Source organism: Methylobacterium variabile, from assembly GCF_001043975.1.
In the GTDB taxonomy this organism is placed as follows: Bacteria; Pseudomonadota; Alphaproteobacteria; order Rhizobiales; family Beijerinckiaceae; genus Methylobacterium; species Methylobacterium variabile.
On sequence record NZ_LABY01000274.1, the window covers coordinates 1 to 19,193 of the forward strand.

21 protein-coding genes are annotated in these 19,193 nt (G+C 71.5%); 15 read left to right on the plus strand and 6 right to left on the minus strand.

Going from position 1 to position 19,193, the window contains the following annotated elements; genetic code table 11:
- The 7 genes from VQ02_RS30595 to VQ02_RS30625 form a co-directional block, all read left to right on the plus strand.
- Positions 1-1,168 (plus strand): coiled-coil domain-containing protein (locus VQ02_RS30595; RefSeq protein ID WP_048448030.1); only part of this gene is annotated, 1,168 nt, incomplete at its 5' end.
- Positions 1,169-1,326: 158 nt separating this feature from the next.
- On the plus strand, positions 1,327-1,704 hold the full coding sequence (locus VQ02_RS30600; protein WP_048448031.1) for an AtpZ/AtpI family protein: 378 nt from the start codon (positions 1,327-1,329) through the stop codon (positions 1,702-1,704).
- 91 nt (positions 1,705-1,795) lie between these two features.
- Positions 1,796-2,551 carry a F0F1 ATP synthase subunit A gene (locus tag VQ02_RS30605; protein ID WP_048448032.1) on the plus strand — a complete coding sequence of 252 codons (756 nt, stop codon included), beginning with the start codon at positions 1,796-1,798 and terminating at the stop codon, positions 2,549-2,551.
- Positions 2,552-2,698: 147 nt separating this feature from the next.
- Positions 2,699-2,926 carry a F0F1 ATP synthase subunit C gene (locus tag VQ02_RS30610; protein ID WP_012336551.1) on the plus strand — a complete coding sequence of 76 codons (228 nt, stop codon included), beginning with the start codon at positions 2,699-2,701 and terminating at the stop codon, positions 2,924-2,926.
- A 276-nt stretch (positions 2,927-3,202) separates the two neighbouring features.
- Positions 3,203-3,784, plus strand: a complete 582-nt coding sequence (locus VQ02_RS30615; RefSeq protein ID WP_048448033.1) for a F0F1 ATP synthase subunit B family protein — start codon at positions 3,203-3,205, stop codon at positions 3,782-3,784.
- Positions 3,785-3,805: 21 nt separating this feature from the next.
- Complete coding sequence (locus VQ02_RS30620; protein WP_157080881.1) at positions 3,806-4,291, plus strand: F0F1 ATP synthase subunit B family protein; 486 nt, start codon at positions 3,806-3,808, stop codon at positions 4,289-4,291.
- A 476-nt stretch (positions 4,292-4,767) separates the two neighbouring features.
- Positions 4,768-5,025, plus strand: coding sequence for a DUF6894 family protein (locus VQ02_RS30625; protein ID WP_048448035.1), 258 nt, complete (start codon positions 4,768-4,770; stop codon positions 5,023-5,025).
- A gap of 112 nt (positions 5,026-5,137) precedes the next feature.
- On the opposite strand, the gene ldtR is transcribed toward VQ02_RS30625, so the two are convergent.
- The 3 genes from ldtR to VQ02_RS30640 all read right to left on the minus strand — a co-directional run bounded on the left by ldtR (position 5,138) and on the right by VQ02_RS30640 (position 7,341).
- Complete coding sequence (gene ldtR / locus VQ02_RS30630; RefSeq protein ID WP_048448036.1) at positions 5,138-5,653, minus strand: transcriptional regulator LdtR; 516 nt, start codon at positions 5,651-5,653, stop codon at positions 5,138-5,140.
- A gap of 171 nt (positions 5,654-5,824) precedes the next feature.
- Positions 5,825-6,286, minus strand: a complete 462-nt coding sequence (locus VQ02_RS30635) for a DUF6163 family protein (protein WP_048448037.1) — start codon at positions 6,284-6,286, stop codon at positions 5,825-5,827.
- A 2-nt stretch (positions 6,287-6,288) separates the two neighbouring features.
- On the minus strand, positions 6,289-7,341 hold the full coding sequence (locus VQ02_RS30640) for an enoyl-CoA hydratase/isomerase family protein (RefSeq protein ID WP_048448038.1): 1,053 nt from the start codon (positions 7,339-7,341) through the stop codon (positions 6,289-6,291).
- A gap of 295 nt (positions 7,342-7,636) precedes the next feature.
- Here VQ02_RS30640 and hemB point away from each other — a divergent pair, with 295 nt between their 5' ends.
- The 3 genes from hemB to VQ02_RS30655 are packed head-to-tail and all read left to right on the plus strand — an operon-like array spanning position 7,637 to position 10,345.
- Positions 7,637-8,686, plus strand: coding sequence for a porphobilinogen synthase (gene hemB / locus VQ02_RS30645; protein ID WP_048448039.1), 1,050 nt, complete (start codon positions 7,637-7,639; stop codon positions 8,684-8,686).
- Positions 8,683-9,057: a hypothetical protein gene (locus VQ02_RS30650; protein WP_048448040.1), complete on the plus strand. Its 375-nt coding sequence runs from the start codon at positions 8,683-8,685 to the stop codon at positions 9,055-9,057. Before hemB ends, VQ02_RS30650 begins: the two co-directional genes overlap by 4 nt.
- A 46-nt stretch (positions 9,058-9,103) precedes the next feature.
- Positions 9,104-10,345, plus strand: coding sequence for a threonine ammonia-lyase (locus tag VQ02_RS30655; protein ID WP_048448041.1), 1,242 nt, complete (start codon positions 9,104-9,106; stop codon positions 10,343-10,345).
- Positions 10,346-10,424: 79 nt separating this feature from the next.
- Here VQ02_RS30655 and VQ02_RS30660 read toward each other — a convergent pair whose 3' ends face one another.
- Positions 10,425-11,429, minus strand: coding sequence for a transporter (locus VQ02_RS30660; RefSeq protein WP_245239900.1), 1,005 nt, complete (start codon positions 11,427-11,429; stop codon positions 10,425-10,427).
- A gap of 330 nt (positions 11,430-11,759) precedes the next feature.
- On the minus strand, positions 11,760-12,050 hold the full coding sequence (locus VQ02_RS30665) for a hypothetical protein (protein ID WP_048448042.1): 291 nt from the start codon (positions 12,048-12,050) through the stop codon (positions 11,760-11,762).
- A gap of 301 nt (positions 12,051-12,351) precedes the next feature.
- On the opposite strand from VQ02_RS30665, the gene VQ02_RS30670 reads away from it, so the two are divergent.
- The 3 genes from VQ02_RS30670 to VQ02_RS30680 all read left to right on the plus strand — a co-directional run bounded on the left by VQ02_RS30670 (position 12,352) and on the right by VQ02_RS30680 (position 15,828).
- Positions 12,352-12,876: an RDD family protein gene (locus VQ02_RS30670; protein ID WP_048448043.1), complete on the plus strand. Its 525-nt coding sequence runs from the start codon at positions 12,352-12,354 to the stop codon at positions 12,874-12,876.
- A gap of 148 nt (positions 12,877-13,024) precedes the next feature.
- Positions 13,025-13,777, plus strand: coding sequence for an arginyltransferase (locus VQ02_RS30675; RefSeq protein WP_048448044.1), 753 nt, complete (start codon positions 13,025-13,027; stop codon positions 13,775-13,777).
- A 158-nt stretch (positions 13,778-13,935) separates the two neighbouring features.
- Positions 13,936-15,828 (plus strand): autotransporter domain-containing protein, encoded by a 1,893-nt coding sequence (locus VQ02_RS30680; RefSeq protein WP_053080615.1) that lies wholly within the window; start codon positions 13,936-13,938, stop codon positions 15,826-15,828.
- 106 nt (positions 15,829-15,934) lie between these two features.
- On the opposite strand, the gene VQ02_RS30685 is transcribed toward VQ02_RS30680, so the two are convergent.
- Positions 15,935-16,303: a hypothetical protein gene (locus VQ02_RS30685; RefSeq protein ID WP_425339941.1), complete on the minus strand. Its 369-nt coding sequence runs from the start codon at positions 16,301-16,303 to the stop codon at positions 15,935-15,937.
- Between the two features lie 283 nt (positions 16,304-16,586).
- Between VQ02_RS30685 and purB the strand changes: the two genes are divergently transcribed.
- A complete protein-coding gene (gene purB, locus VQ02_RS30690; protein WP_048448045.1) occupies positions 16,587-17,897 on the plus strand; it encodes an adenylosuccinate lyase in 1,311 nt (436 codons plus the stop codon).
- A 161-nt stretch (positions 17,898-18,058) separates the two neighbouring features.
- A partial coding sequence (locus VQ02_RS30695) for an SAM-dependent methyltransferase (RefSeq protein WP_048448046.1) occupies positions 18,059-19,193 on the plus strand: 1,135 nt, incomplete at its 3' end.

The window sequence follows — 19,193 nt, forward strand, 5'->3', positions numbered from 1 at the left end:
GCCCGGGCCCCCCCGCCGGCGGCGGGCCCGCGCCGCGGGGGGGGGGGCCGCCCGCCGCGCCGCCCTGGCCGCCGACCGGGCGCGCTGGCAGGAGCGGGCCGAGCGGGCGGACGCGGTGCTGGAGGAACTCGAGGACCGGCTGGCCGCCGCGGAGGAAGAGCAGGCGGAACTCGCCGAGGCGCCCGAGACCTTCGCCGAGGAGCGCCGCCGGCTCGCCGCCGCGACCGAAGAGGCCGGTGCGGCCCGGGCGAGGGCCGGCGGACGCCTCGCCGCGGGCGAGAAGACCCTGGCGGAAGCCGAGGAGCGGGCGCGCCGGGCCCTCGACGCCTTCGCGGGTGCCCGCGAGACCCGGGCGGCGGCCGCCGCCGCCCACGAGGCCCTCGAACGGCGCCTCGCGGAGATCGTCCGGGCCATCGCCGACAGCCTCGAGACCAATCCGGAAGGCCTCTACGGCCTGGCCGATGCGACGCCGGGCGATCCCCTGCCGGAGGCCGCCGTCGTCGAGGCCAGGGCCGCCGCCTTGCGGGCCGACCGCGACCGGCTCGGTGCGGTCAACCTGCGGGCCGAGGAGGAGCTGCGGGAGACGGAGGGGCGGCGCGACGAGCTCGGGCGCGAGCGCGACGAGCTGATCGAGGCGATCCGGCGCCTGCGCGGCGCGATCCAGAGCCTCAACCGCGAGGGGCGCGAGCGCCTGCTCGCCGCCTTCACGGCGGTGAACGGCCATTTCGAGCGCCTGTTCACCACCCTGTTCGGCGGCGGTACCGCCGAGCTGACGCTCGTCGATTCCGACGATCCCCTGGAGGCCGGGCTCGACATCCTGGCCCGGCCGCCTGGCAAGAAGCCGCAGACCATGACGCTGCTCTCCGGCGGCGAGCAGGCCCTGACGGCGACCGCCCTGATCTTCGCGGTGTTCCTCACCAACCCGTCGCCTGTCTGCGTCCTCGACGAGGTCGACGCGCCCCTCGACGACGCCAACGTCGAGCGCTACTGCGACCTCCTCGCCGCCATGGCGCGGGACACCGACACCCGCTTCATCGTCATCACCCACAACCCGATCACCATGGCGCGGATGGACCGGCTGTTCGGCGTGACCATGGCCGAGCGGGGGGTGTCGCAGCTCGTCTCGGTCGACCTCGCGACCGCCGAGCGGCTGGCCGAGACGGTTTGACGGACGCTCCGCGTGCAGTGCGAAATCCGTCGAAAGTCCAATGACTTAACGTCGTCCCGGGGCGCCTTGACTCCCAAGGTGGGCGAAACTATGGTGCGCCCGCTCGACGGGGGTAGCCGGACCGGATCTCCTCATCCTTCACGCGCGAGGTTTTCGCCATGAGCGGCAACGACCCGCGGGGGAAGGACGGCGCCGGTGAGGGCCCGACCCCCGACGACGACCTCTCCGCGAGGCTCAAGCGTCTCGAGATGCAGATCGACCGGAAGCGCCCCGCGGCAGCCTCCGATCCTTCGTCGCGTCAAGACCGCGGCCAGCCCTCGTCCCTCGGCGTCGCCATGCGGCTGTCCACGGAGTTCGTGGCCGGCGTGCTGGCGGGCGGCCTCCTCGGCTGGGGCTGCGATCGTCTCCTGGGCACCAAGCCCTGGGGCCTGATCGTCCTGCTCGTCCTGGGCTTCGCGGCCGGAATCTACAACGTGATGCGCGTTTCCGGATTTTTTCCGGCCGCGGACACGAAGAAAGGCCCGCCAGGGTCTTGATCATCCGGTGGATGCCGTGCATCCGCCTGCACGGATTGGCAGCGCGGCGGGAGGAACCCGCGGCAGCGATACACGAGGGGGCGGGACCGGCATGGCCGTCAAGATGGATCCGATCCACCAGTTCGAGCTGAAGCCGCTGGTTTCGTTCGGGCATATCGGCCACCAGCACATCGCCTTCACCCAGTCGGCGCTGTACATGTTCCTGGCCGTGGGGCTCATCGCGCTCCTGACGATCTGGGCGACGAAGAGCCGGGCGGTGGTGCCGGGCCGGGCGCAGTCCCTGGCCGAGGTGTTCTACGAGTTCATCGGCCAGACGGTGCACCAGTCGGCCGGCCACGGCAGCGAGCGCTTCGTGCCGCTGGTCTTCTCCCTGTTCATGTTCATCCTGCTCTTGAACCTGTTCGGGATGATCCCCTACGCCTTCGCGGTGACCAGCCACATCATCGTCACCTTCATGCTGGCGCTGGTGGTGATCCTCACCGTGGTGATCTACGGCTTCATGGCCCACGGCACCCACTTCCTCGGCCTGTTCGTGCCCCCCGGCGTGCCCGGCTGGCTCAAGCCGCTGATCGTGGTGATCGAGGTCGTGTCGTTCATCTCCCGGCCGATCAGCCTCTCGGTCCGTCTCTTCGCCAACATGCTGGCGGGCCACATCGCGCTGAAGATCTTCGCGGGCTTCGTCCCGGCCCTCCTCGCCGCCGGCGTCTGGGGCATCCTCTCGCCGCTGCCCCTCGCCCTCTCGGTCGCCGTCACGGCCCTCGAGATGCTGGTCGCGGTGCTGCAGGCCTACGTCTTCGCGACGCTGACCTCGATCTACCTCAGCGACGCCCTGCATCCGGGCCACTGACGGCCGGGGCGCCGAGGTCCCGGATCGTCCCGGATCCCGGCCCCGCCTCCCGCCCGCGATCGCCTCACCCGAGCTTCCCACCCCGGTTCGCCGTGTCGCGGCCGGATCCCACCCGCCAGACGACTAGACGACCTTAGGAGCACCACGATGGATCCCGTTGCTGCGAAGTACATCGGCGCCGGCCTCGCCTGCCTCGGCATGGCGGGCGCCGCCGTGGGCCTCGGCAACCTGTTCGGCCAGTTCTTCGCCGGCGCCCTGCGCAACCCCTCCGCGGCCGACAGCCAGCGCGCCAACCTGCTCCTCGGCTTCGCGCTGACCGAGGCGCTGGGCATCTTCTCGCTGCTCGTCGCGCTGCTGCTGCTGTTCGCCGTCTGATTCCGGCGAGGATTACCTGACAAGAGGTGGTCCACCCGCGCACCGGGCCTTCCCGCGAGGCTCCGGTGCGCGCGCGTTAGTGCACCTCACACAACTCCCGACCACCGGCGCCGCTCGTTGCGGCGGCCATGCAGCGGGAGTTTCGTGAGAGGCACTTAGGCGGGCCGCCTCAGACTGTTTCGTGCAGCCGCCGCCCGCGAGGCGTGGCGGCGCGACGGCCGGCCCGGCCGAGCGCTCGGCGGGAGCGCTTCGTCTCCCCCACACCCGGACGACACCATGGCGCAGCCACACGCACCCGCCCCCACCCAGGAGGGGCTGATTCACGAGCCGGCCTCCGAGCACGGCGGCGGCTTCCCGCCGTTCGAGAGCAGCACCTTCGTGGCGCAGATCCTCTGGCTCGCGCTCGCCTTCGGCCTGCTCTACTACCTGATGTCGAAGATCGCACTGCCGCAGATCGCCGGCATCCTGCACGACCGGCAGGCCCGGCTCGCCGGCGATCTCGACCAGGCCGCCCGCGCCAAGTCCGAGGCCGACACCGCCCGCGACACCTACGAGCGCGCGCTGAAGGAAGCGCAGGACAAGGCCAAGGGCATCGCCCAGACGACCCGCGACCAGCTCGCCGCCGAGGCCGAGACGCGCCGCAAGTCGCTCGAGGCCGACCTCGCCGTCAAGCTCGCCGAGGCCGAGACCCAGATCCGCAGCCGCACCGCCACCGCGATGAGCAGCGTGCGCGAGGTGGCCGCCGACGCCGCGACCGCCATCGTCGAGCGCCTGACCGGCCAGGTGCCGGAGCGCGGCGCCGTCGAGGCCGCCTACGACCGCGCGGCCGCGAGCGGCCGTCCCCAGACCGTGCACTGAGCCGCAGGAGATCACGACATGCTGTTCGATGCGGAGTTCTGGGTCGCGGTCGCCTTCGTGGTGTTCTGCGGCATCGCCTGGAAGATGGGCCTGTTCGACCAGATCATCGGCGGGCTCGACAAGCGCGGCGCGCGCGTGCGCAAGGAGCTCGACGAGGCCCGTCGCCTGCGCGAGGAGGCCGAGGCCGTGCTGGCGGACTACAAGCGCCGCCGGTCCGAGGCCGAGCGCGAGGCCGCCGAGATCGTCGCCAACGCCCGCGCCGAGGCCGAGGCCGCGGCCGCCGAGGGCCATGCCCGCCTGAACGAGTTCGTGGCCCGCCGGACCAAGGCCGCGGAGACCAAGATCGCCCAGGCCGAGGCCCAGGCCGCCGCCGACGTGCGGGCCGCCGCGGCGGAAGCCGCCGTGCGGGTCTCCGAGACCATCCTGCGGGAGAAGGTCAGCGGCGACGCCGCCCAGGACCTGGTCCGTCGCAGCCTCGGCGAGGTCCGCACCCGCCTGCGCGCCTGACCATCCCGGCTCGTTCCAGGACTTGAAACCGGAAAGCCGCCTTCGGGCGGCTTTCTTCGTTTGGGGCTGAGTCCGTGTCGGTCGGCGGGAGCCAGGCTCGGTCGGGCTGCGCAACCTCCTGCGGGGCGCGTCAGGACGTCGCTGGTCGCGCGACCAGGTCTCTCGGCGTCCACCGACAGACGCCGGCGAGATCGGCTTCGGCGCGGCAAGGTCTGGAACCGGACGGAGACGCAGGGGCGCGTGTGACAACTTTGCGCTCACATCTAATCGAGCGTGCCCGTGACGTTGAGCCATTTATTGTCAAAAGAGAATTTTTTCCGTGTCTTGGACTAAAAATTGAAATATTAGTTGATCCTCTCGGACGGCACGCCGACATCCTGAAACCCGAATCCCGAATACCTGTTTCTGCCATTGGCGGATCGCACTTTTCCAGATTTTGTGGCATAGATCCGGCCGAATCGCCCGCCGAGCCCGTGATGACCGTCTATTACTTCCATTTCCAGTCGGGACGCCGCCTCATCGAGGACCCCGAAGGGATTGAGTTGCAGAGCCCCGCCGACGCCCTGGAAGTCGCGGCCAAGCTGGCGGCTGGCCTGCTCGACGACGGCGAGGCCGCCTTCGACTGGAAGCAGAGCGCCTTCCGGGTCGAGGACCAGCATCAACGCCGCGTCTTCCACCTGCCGATGACGACCGTGCGGGCGCGCGACAGCCGCAGCCGGGCCTTCGTCAATTAGGCGCGCGACCGGCTCGCGAAACCGCGAGCTTTTCCCGTCCGAAAGCAATCGAGCCCGCCGGCGGCCCGTGATGGGCCGCCGGCGGGCTCGGTCGCGTCGTGCGGTGCGCGTCTCAGAGCCGGTAGCGGATCTGGTCGGTCCAGAAGCGCTCGAGGCGGGCGAGCGCCTGGTTGAGCCGGCCGAAATCGTCCTCCGAGATGCCGCCGATCGGCTGGATCGTCTTGGCGTGCTTGTCGTAGAGCCCGCGGACGATCTCGTGCACCTCGCGGCCCTTGTCGGTGAGGCTGATGCGCACCGAGCGGCGGTCGGTCTTCGAGCGGGCGTGGTGCAGGTAGCCGGTCTCGACCAGCTTCTTGACGTTGTACGAGACGTTGGAGCCGAGATAGTAGCCGCGGGTGCGCAGCTCGCTCGCGGTCAGCTCCTTGTCGCCGATGTTGTAGAGGAGCAGCGCCTGGACGCTGTTGACGTCTTCCCGGCCCCGGCGCTCGAACTCGTCCTTGATCACGTCGAGGAGGCGGCGGTGCAGACGCTCGACGAGGTGGAGCGCCTCGAGGTAGTGCGGCCGCACGGTCTGCTCGGCCTCGGGAGCGGAGATCGTCTGCGCCACCTTCGTCGCCTGGGTCTTCATGGGAACGCCTCACTGTATGGGGGTGCTCGGCGGTGTCTCCCGCTCCGCTTATGGGTTCAAATTAGGCGGACCCCGTGAATGTGAGTTTAAACGACAGGATAAATTCTCGATTTACCTCTGTCGGTAAACCGAAGATGAAGCAGATCGTTCACTTTCGAGAAAGGTTGAGCTTCAGCGTAGTTCGCGCGAGGCGAGCCAGGATACGGCGAAGTAGACCAGGATGATCATTCCGTCGAAGGCGAGGCTCGGCAGAGTCATCGGCAGGAGCTGCGGCGTGAGCAGGGCGAGCACGATGGCGGAGGTGGCGGCGAGCAGCCAGACCACCCCGCCCCAGGCGGTGGCGAGCCACAGGCCCACCGCCGCCAGCAGGTTGATGACGCCGAAATAGACGATCACCGCCTGCCGCCCGATCGGCGCGGTCTCGAACGGGGCGGCGTTCGGGCGGGCGCCGAGGATCTCGGCCCAGGCGCTCAGGCCCTTGACCATCCAGACCACCGCCACGATCCGCATCAGCCAGACCAGCACCACGTCCCAGCGCGTCTCGGGCCGCGGGGCCCGGCGCTCGATGCGGTCGGCCGCCTCCTCGGGTCTGGCCCGCCGGGGGCCGCCCCGGACCTTGCTCAAGGAGCGCATGGTCAGGTGAAGCTCGGCTCGTCGGGCAGGGGCGCGAAATGCGCTTCGATGTCCGCCGCCCGCACCGCCTCCAGGGTGGCGGGCTGCCAGTCCGGCCGGCCGTCCCGGTCGATCAGCACCGAGCGCACGCCCTCGTAGAAGTCGTGCCCGCGCAGGATGCGGCACAGGATGCGGTACTCGAGCCGCATCGCCTCCGGGAAGGACAGGTCGGCGCCCCGGCGCATCTGCGCGTGGGCGAGGCTGAGGCTGGTGGGCGAGCGGGTGCGGATCGTCGCGGCGGTCGCCGCGGCGAACGCGGTGCCGGCGGCGTCGAGGCGCACCAGCACCTCGGCGACGCTGCCGGCGGAGAAGCAGGCCTCGATCAGGGCGCGCTCGGCGTGGAGCGGGCCGGGGGCCGGCGCCTCGCCGGGGGCGAGCGCCCCGTCGACCGGCCCGCCCGCGGCCAGAGCCTCGATGATCGCCTCGAAGCGCGCCGCCGGTGCCGCATGGGTGGCGAGCCCGAAGGCGAGGACGTCGCCCTGCCCGATCCGCTCGCCGGTGAGCGCCAGGTAGGTGCCGACGAAGCCCGGCAGACGCGGCAGGGCGTAGGTCGCGCCGACATCGGGGAAGAAGCCGATGCCGGTCTCCGGCATGGCGAAGGTCGTGCGCTCCGCCGCGACCCGGTGCGAGCCGTGCAGCGAGACCCCGACGCCGCCGCCCATGACGATGCCGTCGATCAGCGCGACGTAGGGCTTGGGGTAGCGCTGGATCAGCGCGTTGAGCTCGTACTCCTCGCGGAAGAAGGTCTCGGCCTCGGCATAGCGCCCCGCCCTCCCCTCCTCGTGGATGCGGCGGATGTCGCCGCCGGCGCAGAACGCCCGCTCGCCGGCGCCCCGCACCACCACCCGGGTGACCGCCGGCTCCGCCGCCCAGGCCTCCAGGGCGCTGCGCATGGCGCGCACCATCTCGAGGTTGAGGGCGTTGAGCGCCTTCGGCCGGTTCAAGGTGATGAGGCCGGCCGCGCCCCGCCGCTCGCACAAGACCGTGCCGTCCGCCGTCACGCCCGCGTCGCCCATGGTGCCGCTCCTCCCGGTTAAGGGCGGTTAACCGGCCCCGGCCCGCCCCGTCAACGGCGCTGGGCGCTCCGCGCCGGCGAGACCGCGCGAGCCGCGGGCCTCCCGGCCAGGGATCTTTTGCCCAGGGATCTTTCGCCCAGGGATCTCCCGTGCGACCCAGCCATGCGCGCACTGTCCTCCTCTGCACCTCTGCCCGGGTTCTGACGTCCGCCGGACTGTGCTACCTGCGGATTGGACGAATTCGACGAAGAACCAGGCCCGGCGCGGAGCGGGCCGCGAGGAGGCACGACCCCGGATGTCGCAGATCCAGCCGATGCCCCGGCCGCTCGCCCGGGAAGCCGCCCGGACCGAGCCGGCGTCCCTCGGGCTGACGCAGCGCCCCCGGCGCAACCGCAAGGCCGAGTGGTCGCGCCGCCTGGTGCGCGAGACCACCCTCACGGTCGACGACCTGATCTGGCCGCTGTTCCTGATCGAGGGCGAGAACCGCCGCGAGCCGGTGGCCTCGATGCCCGGTGTCGAGCGCCTCTCCGTCGACGAGGCGGTGCGGGAGGCCGAGCGGGCCGCGTCCTTGCGCATCCCGGCCCTGTCGTTCTTCCCCTACATCGACCCGGCCCTGCGCGACGCCACCGGCTCCGAGGCGCTCAACCCCGACAACCTGGTCTGCCGCGCCGTGCGGGCGGTGAAGAAGGCGGTGCCGGAGATCGGCGTCATCACCGACGTCGCCCTCGACCCCTACACCAGCCACGGCCATGACGGACTCCTGGAGGACGGCGTCATCGTCAACGACGAGACGGTGGCGCTCCTCGTCGAGCAGAGCCTGATCCAGGCCGAGGCCGGCACCGACGTGATCGCCCCCTCCGACATGATGGACGGCCGGGTCGGCGCGATCCGGGCCGGGCTCGACCGGGCCGGGTACCGCGACGCACAGATCATGACCTACGCGGCGAAGTACGCGAGCGCCTTCTACGGCCCGTTCCGCGACGCGATCGGCACCAGCGCGACCCTCGTCGGCGACAAGCGCACCTACCAGATGGATGCCGGCAACACCGACGAAGCCCTGCGCGAGGTCGCCCTCGACCTCGACGAGGGCGCCGACTCGGTGATGATCAAGCCCGGCATGCCCTACCTCGACGTGATCCGCCGGGTGAAGGAGACGTTCTCCGTGCCCACCTTCGCCTACCAGGTCTCGGGCGAGTACGCGATGATCGCCGCCGCCGCCCAGAACGGCTGGCTCGACGGCGAGCGCGCCATGATGGAGAGCCTGGCCGCCTTCAAGCGCGCCGGCGCCGACGGCATCTTCACCTACTTCGCCCCGCGGGTCGCGCAGCGGCTGCGCCAGGGGTGAGGCCACGCCGCCTCGGCCTCCTCGCCGCCCTGCTGAGCCTCGCCGCCTGCTCCGGCAGCCTCGACCCCGAGCAGGCCCGAACCTGCCGGCGGGCGCTGCCGACCCTGGTGCCGGCGGGGGCCCGCGTCACGGTGCTGCGCACGGCGGCGGGCCCGCAGGAGCGCAGCGTCCGCATCGATTTCGCGCAGGAGCGCGAGGGCCGCAGCACCGTGCCGCGCTACGCGGTCTGCCAGTTCTCGGGGCTCAGCCGCACCGACCTCTCGGGCCTCACGAGCGACCGCGGCCCGGTCGGCGGCGCGGCGCTCTACCTGCTCAAGCACTACTATCTCGACACGCCCGACGCGGCCTTGGCCGAGCCGGGGGCGGGCTGACGCGGGACCGCGCGGCTTCTACACTGCGGCGTCCCGGAGGTCGCCGTTGAGCCAGCCCTACGCCATCACCCCGGACGACGTCGTCCGGGCCGCCCGCATCATCCGGGGCCACGTGCTGCGCACGCCGCTGGTGCCGGCGCCGCGCCTGTCCGAGCTCACCGGGGCGCGGGTCCTCGTCAAGCACGAGAACATGCAGGCCACCGGCGCCTTCAAGGAGCGCGGCGCGGTCAACCGCCTGAGCGGGCTCTCCGAGCCCGAGCGCCGCCGCGGCGTGGTGGCGATGTCGGCCGGCAACCACGCCCAGGCGGTGGCCTACCACGCGCGGCGCCTCGGCATCCCGGCCACCATCGTGATGCCGGCGACGACCCCGCTGGTGAAGGTGGAGAACACCCGCGCCCACGGCGCCACCGTGGTGCTGGAGGGCGACACCCTGGTCGAGGCGGCGGCATGCGTCGACCGGCTGGCGGCGGCGCACGGCTTCGTGCTGGTCCACCCCTACGACGATCCCGCCGTGATGGCCGGCCAGGGCACCATCGCCCTCGAGATGCTCGAGGACGCCCCCGACCTCGACTGCCTGGTGGTGCCGATCGGCGGCGGCGGGCTGATGAGCGGCATCGCGATCGGGGCGAGCCTGCGGCCGCGGGTGGCGCTCTACGGCGTCGAGGCCGCGCTCTACCCCTCCTTCCTCAACGCCATCGATGGCGGGGACCGGCCGATCGGCGGCCCGACGCTGGCCGAGGGCATCGCCGTCAAGACCGTCGGCCGCCTGACCCTGCCGATCATCCGCGACCTCGTGCGCGAGATCGTCCTCGTCGACGAGCCGCAGATCGAGCGGGCGGTGCACGACTACGCCACGCTCCAGCGCAGCCTCGCCGAGGGCGCCGGCGCCGCCGGCCTCGCCGCGCTGCTGGCGCGGCCCGACCTGTTCGCCGGCCGCACCGTCGGCCTGGTGCTCTGCGGCGGCAACATCGACGCCCGCCTCCTCGCCTCGGTGATGGTGCGCGAGCTGGAGCGCGAGGACCGCATCATCTCGTTCCGGATGACCGCGAGCGACCGGCCCGGCGTGCTCGGCCGGGTGGCGGGGCGGCTGGGCGAGCTCGGCGCCAACATCCTGGAGGTCTCGCACGGCCGCCTGCACCTCGACGTGCCGGCGAAAAGCGTCTCGATCGACGTCACCATCGAGACCCGCGGCCCCGGCCATACCGCCGAGATCCTCGACACGCTCGGCCGGGAGGGGCTCGAGCCGCGGCGGATCGGGCCGCACGGGACGGCGGCGACGGGGGGCTGACCGGGCTGGGACGGCCCGGGGCGTCAGGCTCGCGCCACCGTCCGCCCCCCGCCCGCTGCCGGGCGGGGCTCGACGGGGATCACTGGGATTGCTCCCGTGTCACCAGGGTACGGTTCGGCGCGGCCTCGCGCTTGTCCTGGTACAGGGGCACGATGGCGCGCAGCCACGCCCGCGTGTCGCGGCCGCCGTAGTTGCGGTCGATCACGTCGCGGGTGACGAAAGCCTGCAGGTTCACCGGGCCGAAATTGTACCCGATCAGCCCGCCCACCGCGATCTGCCCTTGCGGCCGATAGCTCGCGACGCCCGTCGGCAGGTCGGTGGAGCCGAACGCCACGGCCCCGATCTGCCACTTGCCGAAGTTGCGCGTCGCCGTCAGGTCGAGGTTCATGTAGTCGGGATAGACCGCTCCTGGCGGCGGCCGGTCGCCGAGGAAGTGCCCGTAGAACAGGTGCGCCGTCAGGTTCCAGTCGTTACCGACGTAGCTGAGCGCGAACCGGTGCGTCAGGGACGACGTCTGGGTCGTGAAGCGCGTCTGGCTCGGAAAGTAGCCGCCGAGCAGGTAGCTGAAGCCGAAATCGTTGCCGAGGTCCCAGGCGAGCTGGCCGGCCAGCAGCGGCTGACCGAAGCCGCTCTGCCAGGCGCTGTCCTGTGGGGCGACCGCCGAGTAGGGAGCGCCGAGGAAGAACTGCACCCGCGCGCCGGCGAGTTCCCACGGCGTCGACCATGCCAGCGTCGTCGTATTGACGTTGAGCGGCGTCACGCCCGGCGTCGTCTGGCGGACACCGAAATTCGTCGCGGTGATCCAGTAGAGGCCGTGCGGGATCTGGGCACCGACGGGCAGCCCGACCGATTGCCCGGGCTGGGCGGCGGAACCGGCCTCGGCCGGGCCGGACCCGGCGAGGCAGGACACTCCCCAGGCGAGACAGGCGGCCGCGAGACCCCGCCGGAGCGGACCGCGCGACCTCGCACCCGAGGCCTCACCCCGTCCGGACGCCTCGCGAGCGGTGTCCTCGGGCAGCATGCCGGCAACGGCGACGCCTCGGATCTCACCGCGATTCCATTGCCAAGCCTTCGAGTACGGCATCTCCAAGAGCGTCTCCCATGCCTTGATTACCGCTCTCACGGTTTTATTGTCTTTATTCAAAGACGAAATGTTAGATCTAGATCAAACGGCTCATCCTATCCCAGGGTCAATCTGCTCGCGACGGCCCGGACGGTCAACGCGGAATTGTTTCAGCGAGAAAGGATTGCTTGATGCTGGAACAACGTACGCTGCGAGATCCTGCATCGTGCCGCTACGATATCGAGGTCACCCGGCACCCGCGGCGACCGGGCCTCGACGACGGGAGACGGCGCGCCGTCTCCGCCCTCCGTCCCGGCGGCCCCGTCCCGGGGCCCGCCGGGACGGGGCGGCTCAGCGGCGCCCCGGCTGCACCGCCCAGGCCGGCACACCCGAGCCGCGCGGCAGCAGCCTGGTGCCCGGATCGGCCATCATGGGAGCGCCGAGCAGCTGTCCCGTGCCGCGCTTCTGCCAATGGCCGGAGCGGGGGTCGTGGTAGGGATGGTTGACGTAGCTGCTCATATGCGCGCCGCCCGCCGGCATGCGCCCGTCGCCCCCTCCATCGGCCCAGGCCGCGCCCGACACGGCGAGGGCGGGCAGCGCGGTGGCGGCCATGACGACGGCGGCAAGGATCGGCTTTCTCATCGTTCTCTCCTCGATCTGGAATGCGCCCCGCTGGCTGGGGCAGGCTTTTTCCATATCGGGACCTTGAACGCGATCGGCTTCCCTTGATGTGCGCCGACGCACACAAAGTAAAATCCAGTTTAATCCCGAATTATTCAAGCCGACGTGCGCAACGGCACATGGCTGTCAACGCACGAAACCGGGCCGGGATGACGCAAGTGCGAAATCCTGCCGTAGTGCTCGCGGCACCGCCGCCGACACCCTTGAGCCGGGCCGCGGCCACGCCCACCTTATGCGGCGGGCGACGTGGCGGAGACGTGCGATGGCGAATTCCTGGCAAGGCGGTCCCTATCAGGGCAATTCCTACCAACAGGGCTACGGCGGCTACGCGCCGCCGACCGGGCCGGGCTGGGCGGGGCCGCCGGTGCTGGTGGCGCACGGGTCGCTCTCCCGGCGCTTCATGGCCTACCTGCTCGACATCGTGTTCATCTTCGGCTTCAGCTGCCTGCTGTGGCTCGCGATCTCGCTCCTCGGCGTCATCACCTTCGGGGTCGGCTGGGCCCTCTACGCGATCCTGCCGGCGAGCGGCGTCATCTACAGCGCGATCACGGTCGGCGGGTCGCGGCAGAGCACTCTCGGCATGCGGATGCTGGGGCTGCGGGCGGTGCGGGCCGGGACCGGCGGGCCGGTGGACTGGATCACCGCCGGGGTCCACGCGCTGCTGTTCTACGTCGCGCTCTCGACCTTCCTGCTCTGGCTCGTCGACATCGGCATCGGCGTGCTGCGGGCCGACCGTCGGATGGGTCACGACCTCGTCATCGACCTCGCGGTGGTGCGCGACGCGTGAGGGTGCAACCTTCGACGCCCTGCCGCGCTTAAATCGCAGGATTCGTCACCGGCGCGCCGCCCGGCTGTTGAGACGGGCCGCGCCGGTGCTATCCTGGTCCTTCCCGGCGGCGCACGCGCCGGCCACCTGCCTGTGAGCCATACGAAGCGTGACCAGCCATCCGCGGGACGCACCCCAGTTCTACCTCACGGCGCCCTCGCCCTGTCCCTACCTGCCGGGGCAGCAGGAGCGGAAGGTCTTCACGCACCTCGTCGGGCGGCGCGCCCGGGACCTCAACGAGATCCTGACGCAGGGCGGCTTCCGCCGGTCGCAGACCATCGCCTACCGGCCGGCCTGCGAGACCTGCCGGGCCTGCATCTCGGTGCGGGTGGTGGTGGGCGACTTCAGGCCCAGCGACAGCCAGCGCCGGGCGCTGAAGCGCAACCGCGACCTCGTCGGCCAGGCCCAGGCCAACCGCCCGGCCTCGGAGCAGTACGCGCTGTTCCGCCGCTACCTCGACGCCCGCCACGGCGACGGCGGCATGGTCGACATGACGGTGCTGGACTACGCCATGATGGTGGAGGACAGCCACGTCGAGACCCACCTGGTGGTCTACCGCCGGCGCGGGCCCGACACCGCCATCAACGGCCGCGGCACCGGCGCGCCCGTCGCCGTCTGCCTCACCGACGTGCTCTCGGACGGGCTGTCGATGGTCTACTCGTTCTACGATCCGGCGGAAGCCGAGCGGTCGCTCGGCACCTTCATGATCCTCGACCACATCGAGCGCGCCCGCAGCCTCGGCCTGCCGTACCTCTACCTCGGCTACTGGGTCGAGGGCTCGCGCAAGATGCAGTACAAGGCGAAGTTCACCCCCCAGGAACGGCTGATGCCGAACGGCTGGGCCCGGGTGGAGGAGACCTGAAGGCGCCGGCCCTGTCGCTCCCGCGCCACAGGGCCGGCGCTTCCTGTTTTCGCCCCGGTATCGCCCACCGGTCGCGCATTGACCGCGCCGCCCCGTCCCTGCCCCATGCCGAACGCCGAAGCGGGGCCGCGACGCCGCGGGCTTGGGGGAGACGAGGGATGCAGACGGGTTTCGGGCGCCTGCGCCGGGCGCGCATCGTCGCGGCGTGGCTCGCCGGCACGGCCCTGGCAGGGATCCAGGGCGCCGCGGCGCAGGGGGTGACCGGGCTGACCGTCTTCGGCGACAGCTACGCCGACACCGGCAACATCGTCCGCCTCACCGGCCGCCCCCTCCCCGCCCCCTACCTGAATGGCCGCTACTCCAACGGCGCCAACTTCGTCGACGGCCTGCAGGCGATCTACGGCCTGTCGGACGGTGCGGTGGCGAACTACGCCGTCGGTGGCGCCCAGACCGGCACCAGCAACGTCAGCTCGCCCCTGCTGCCGGGCCTGACCCAGGAGGTCGCGGCGCTCCTGGCGAGCGGCCAGCGTCTCGGCCCCGGCAACCTCGTTGCCATCAACATCGGCGGCAATGACGGGATCGGGGCGGCGCTGAGCGGCCTGACGAGCGCCCAGGCGCCGTTCCTCGGGCGGAGCTCGGCGGCGAACGCCGTCGGCAGCGTCGGCCAGCTCGTCGGCGCCGGCGCGAGCACGATCGTGTTCAACGGCTTCACCACCCTGAACGGCCTGCCGCGGGTCGCAGGCTCGGGCAACGCCGCCGCGGCCGACCTCTTCGCCCGCACCTACTTCGACGGCCTCCAGGCCGGCCTCGCGCCCTATGCGGCCGCCGGCACCCGGATCTTCCTCCTCGACAACGGCCAGATCTTCCAGCGCATCATCGCCGATCCGGGCCGCTATGGCTTCGTCAACGCCACCGCGGCGTGCGCCCTCGTCCCGTCCTGCATCGGCGCCCCGAAGGCGGTGCAGAACACCTACCTGTCCCTCGACGGGGTCCACCTGACCGAGGGCGGCTACCTCGTCCTGTCGCGCTACATGGCGAACGCCGTCGCGGCCCCGAACGGCATCGCGGCCCAGGCCGAGCTCGGCCAGATCGGCACCACCAGCTTCGCCGGCGCCCTGCTCCAGCGCCTCGACGCCTACCGGCTCTTCGCCCCCGCTCCCGGCGAGGCGACCGGCGCGCTCGGCGCGACCGGCGTCGCGCCCCTCGGCGCACCCGCGAGCCCGCTCATCGTCTGGGGCCAGGGCGGCTATGCCGGCGGCAGCCGAGCGACCCGGGGCTTCGCCACCGGCTACGACTACGACAGCCCGAGCGGCACGATCGGGATCGAGGCCACGCCCGCGCCGGGCGTGCGCTTCGGCTTCGCCTTCAACTACGCCAACCCGCACGCTTCCTTGCGCGGCGGCGGCGGCACGATCGACGTCGACAGCTACGGCTTCGCCGCCTACGGCTCGTTCACCGGCACCAACCTGTTCGCCGACGCGGTCCTGGCCTACGGCCGCCACGACTACGCGGTGACCCGCCCGGGCGTGATCGACCCGCTCAGCGCCGCCGCGGGGGGCGACAGCGTCGCGGTGGCGGCCAAGGCCGGCTACCTGTTCGACACCTTCGGGCCGGTCCGCCTCGGCCCGATCGTCGGCCTCACCTACGCCACCACCCGGGTCGGTGCCTATACCGAGCGGGGCGACCCGGTGCTGACCCAGTCCGTCGGCGCCACCGGCCTCGAGTCCCTCGTCGGCCGCGCCGGCATGCAGCTGCGCGCCGCGCCCTTCAGCCTCGTCGGCCTGCCGGTGCGGGCCTTCGTCAACGTCACGGCCGAGCACGAATTCCTGGACGGCGGCCGGACCCTGGTCACCTCGCTCACCTCGACGCCGCTCCTGCCGATCCTGACGCCGCTCGGCCGCGGCGCGCGGGGCACCTACGGCCTCGTCGAGGCGGGGTTGTCCGCCGACGTGACGCCGGGGGTGAGCCTGACGCTCACCGGCGGCACCACCTTCGCGCGGACGGGCGGGGACGGGTACGCGGTGAATGGCGGGCTGACGCTGCGGTTCTGACCGCGTCGCCGATCGGCCCGGCCCGCCTCACGGCAGGACCGGGCGATCCCGCCTCCGTCGGCACGCCTCGCGGCGCCGCCCCGGGGCCTGCGGTGCGGCCATCACCTCACTCGCAGACGCGCACCCGCCGGTAATAGACGTTCCCGAAATCGTCCCGCGCGCGCCGGCGCTGGATCCAGCAATCCCGGACCGGCGCGTAATAGACCCGACGATAGCCGTAGGCCGGGTACGGATAGGCGTAGCGCGGCTGCGCCTGCGCGGCAGCAGCGGCGGCGAGCCCGCCGAGAGCGAGGCCGCCGATGATCCCTGCCGCGATGGCCCCGCCATCGCGGGCCTGCGCGGGCGCCTGGAGGCTCATCAGAGGAAGCGCGGCCGCCGTCACGATCGCGACCTTACGCAACGCGGCCGCGCCGAACGAGAGACGATCGAACATCTTTGTTTCCAGCCTGATTGTCTTGAGCTGCTTGAACGACACCGACACTGTGGCGTCCGCCCCTTGAACCCGGGCTGCGGCATTGGCTCGAATTTTATCGAACCGGCCCGAAAAGCCGCGGCTGGGGATAAAGTGGGGCAGCCGGGCCAGGACGAGCTGGACGGGCGGTGCCGGACCGTGCGGCGAACGAACCTCCGACCATGAGCCGGATGCGTGGCCGCGATCCGCGCCGCCCGCGGGCCCTCCCCCTTCCTTGCCTTCTCGCCCCGCATCCCATAGCCGTCGCGGCATCATTCCCCCGCCCCCGCGAGCAGGAGCCCCGACGATGATCCCCCGCTACAGCCGGCCCGAGATGACGGCGATCTGGTCGCCGGAGACGCGCTTCCGGATCTGGTTCGAGATCGAGGCCCACGCCACCACGGCGCTCGCCGAGCTCGGCGTGGTGCCGAAGGAGGCGGCCGCGAAAGTGTGGGAGAAGGGCCGCGACGCGGTGTTCGACGTCGCCCGCATCGACGAGATCGAGCGCGTCACCAAGCACGACGTGATCGCGTTCCTGACCCATCTGGCCGAGATCGTCGGGCCCGAGGCGCGCTTCGTCCACCAGGGCATGACCTCGTCGGACGTGCTCGACACCTGCCTCAACGTGCAGCTCGCCCGGGCCGCCGACCTGCTCATCGCCGACATCGACGGGCTCTTGGCCGCGCTCAAGCGCCGGGCCTTCGAGCACAAGCTCACCCCGACCATCGGCCGCTCGCACGGCATCCACGCCGAGCCGGTCACCTTCGGGCTCAAGCTCGCCCAGGCCTATGCCGAGTTCGAGCGCGCCCGTGCCCGCCTGGTGGCGGCGAAGGCCGAGGTCGCGACCTGCGCCATCTCGGGGGCGGTCGGCACCTTCGCCAACATCGATCCGCGGGTGGAGGAATACGTCGCCGAGAAGATGGGGCTGACGCCGGAGCCGGTCTCGACCCAGGTCATCCCGCGCGACCGGCACGCGATGTTCTTCGCGGTGCTCGGCGTCGTCGCCTCCTCGATCGAGCGGCTGGCGATCGAGGTGCGCCACCTGCAGCGCACCGAGGTGCTGGAGGCCGAGGAGTACTTCTCCGAGGGCCAGAAGGGCTCCTCGGCGATGCCGCACAAGCGCAACCCGGTGCTGACCGAGAACCTCACCGGCCTCGCCCGCATGGTCCGCGCCTACGCGCTGCCGGCGATGGAGAACGTGGCGCTCTGGCACGAGCGCGACATCTCGCATTCCTCGGTCGAGCGGATGATCGGCCCGGACGCCACCGTGACCCTCGACTTCGCGCTCGCCCGCCTCACCGGCGTGGTCGACAAGCTGCTCGTCTACCCCGAGCAGATGCAGCGCAACCTCGACCGTCTCGGCGGCCTCGTCCACTCGCAGCGCGTGCTGCTGGCGCTGACCCAGGCCGGCGTGTCGCGCGAGGACGCCTACCGGCTGGTCCAGCGCAACGCGATGCCGGTCTGGCGCGGCGAGGGCGACTTCCTCACCCTGCTCCAGGCCGACAAGGACGTGACCGCGGCGCTCACGCCCGAGGCGATCGCCGAGTGCTTCGACCTCGGCTACCACCTCAAGCACGTCGACACGATCTTCCAGCGCGTGTTCGGCTCAGGGAAGTAAGAGGAAGGGTCGGGCGCGTTGCTGCGCCCGACCACAGGTCTGACCTGCGAAAGATGCAAGGCACGCGGGTACTTACGCCGATCCAGCGATCTTGACGCCGTCACGCCGCAGGACAACTTCCCACACTGAGGGAGCATCTTCGTGTCTCACGAGGTGGCGGCGTGGTCCTCGATCATTTGCTGGAGAAGGCGTTCATCGTCAGCGGCCTGAGCGGGACCCTGACGGTGACGACGGCGAGCGGCCGCCGCTTCCGGGCCGGGGATGGGGACGGCCCGGCGGCAGCGATCCGGTTCGCCGACGCGGCCGCCGAGCGCGAGCTGCTCCTCGATCCGGAGCTCAAGTTCGGCGAACTCTTCACCGACGGTCGCCTGATCCTCGAAGCCGGCAGCCTGCCGGAGCTGATGGCGGTGCTGCTCGGGCGCAACCACGGCGAGCCGTCCTTGCGGCAGGTGCGGGCGCTCACGACCCTGCGCCGCCTCGGACGCCGGATCGCCGGCCGCAACACGCTTCTGCGCTCGCGCCGCAACGTCGAGCGCCACTACGATCTCGACGACCGGCTCTACACCCTCTTCCTCGACGCCGACCGCCTCTATTCCTGCGCCTATTACGCGACGCCGGGCCTGAGCCTGGAGGAGGCGCAGGCCGCCAAGATGCGCCACATCGCGGCGAAGCTCCTCGCCGGTCCGGGCCAGCGGGTGCTCGATATCGGCTGCGGCTGGGGCGCGCTCGGCCTCTATCTCGCCGGGGTGGCGGGGTGCTCGTCGGTCCGCGGCATCACCCTGTCGGCCGAGCAGCAAAGGGTGGCGCAGGCGCGGGCGGCGGAGCGCGGCCTGTCGACCCGGGTGCGCTTCGCGCTGGAGGATTACCGCTCCACCCACGGCACCTTCGACCGCATCGTCTCGGTCGGCATGTTCGAGCATGTCGGCCCGGCCCACTACGACGCCTTCTTCCGCACCGCGCACGACCGCCTCGCCGAGGACGGGGTGATGCTCCTGCACACGATCGGCCGTACCGGCGTGCCCTGGCCGACCAACCCATGGATCACCCGCTACATCTTCCCCGGCGGCCATCTGCCGACCCTGTCCGAGATGATGCCGGCGATCGAGCGCGCCGGGCTGATGCTCGCCGACGCCGAGGTGCTGCGGCTGCACTACGCCGAGACCTTGAGCGCTTGGCGCACCCGCTTCCTCGCCCACCGCGCCGAGGCCGCCGCCCTCTACGACGAGCGCTTCTGCCGGATGTGGGAGTGGTACCTCGCCAGCGCCGAGGCCGCCTTCCGGTACGAGGACGCGGTGG

Bases quoted from the DNA above. Each gene is read 5' to 3' on its own strand.
- VQ02_RS30600 (WP_048448031.1), top strand. From the start codon at position 1,327: ATGAGCGGCAACGACCCGCGGGGGAAGGACGGCGCCGGTGAGGGCCCG.
- VQ02_RS30605 (WP_048448032.1), top strand. From the start codon at position 1,796: ATGGCCGTCAAGATGGATCCGATCCACCAGTTCGAGCTGAAGCCGCTG.
- VQ02_RS30610 (WP_012336551.1), top strand. From the start codon at position 2,699: ATGGATCCCGTTGCTGCGAAGTACATCGGCGCCGGCCTCGCCTGCCTC.
- VQ02_RS30615 (WP_048448033.1), top strand. From the start codon at position 3,203: ATGGCGCAGCCACACGCACCCGCCCCCACCCAGGAGGGGCTGATTCAC.
- VQ02_RS30625 (WP_048448035.1), top strand. From the start codon at position 4,768: ATGACCGTCTATTACTTCCATTTCCAGTCGGGACGCCGCCTCATCGAG.
- ldtR (WP_048448036.1), bottom strand. From the start codon at position 5,653: ATGAAGACCCAGGCGACGAAGGTGGCGCAGACGATCTCCGCTCCCGAG.
- VQ02_RS30635 (WP_048448037.1), bottom strand. From the start codon at position 6,286: ATGCGCTCCTTGAGCAAGGTCCGGGGCGGCCCCCGGCGGGCCAGACCC.
- VQ02_RS30640 (WP_048448038.1), bottom strand. From the start codon at position 7,341: ATGGGCGACGCGGGCGTGACGGCGGACGGCACGGTCTTGTGCGAGCGG.
- hemB (WP_048448039.1), top strand. From the start codon at position 7,637: ATGTCGCAGATCCAGCCGATGCCCCGGCCGCTCGCCCGGGAAGCCGCC.
- VQ02_RS30660 (WP_245239900.1), bottom strand. From the start codon at position 11,429: ATGCCGTACTCGAAGGCTTGGCAATGGAATCGCGGTGAGATCCGAGGC.
- VQ02_RS30665 (WP_048448042.1), bottom strand. From the start codon at position 12,050: ATGAGAAAGCCGATCCTTGCCGCCGTCGTCATGGCCGCCACCGCGCTG.
- VQ02_RS30670 (WP_048448043.1), top strand. From the start codon at position 12,352: ATGGCGAATTCCTGGCAAGGCGGTCCCTATCAGGGCAATTCCTACCAA.
- VQ02_RS30680 (WP_053080615.1), top strand. From the start codon at position 13,936: ATGCAGACGGGTTTCGGGCGCCTGCGCCGGGCGCGCATCGTCGCGGCG.
- purB (WP_048448045.1), top strand. From the start codon at position 16,587: ATGATCCCCCGCTACAGCCGGCCCGAGATGACGGCGATCTGGTCGCCG.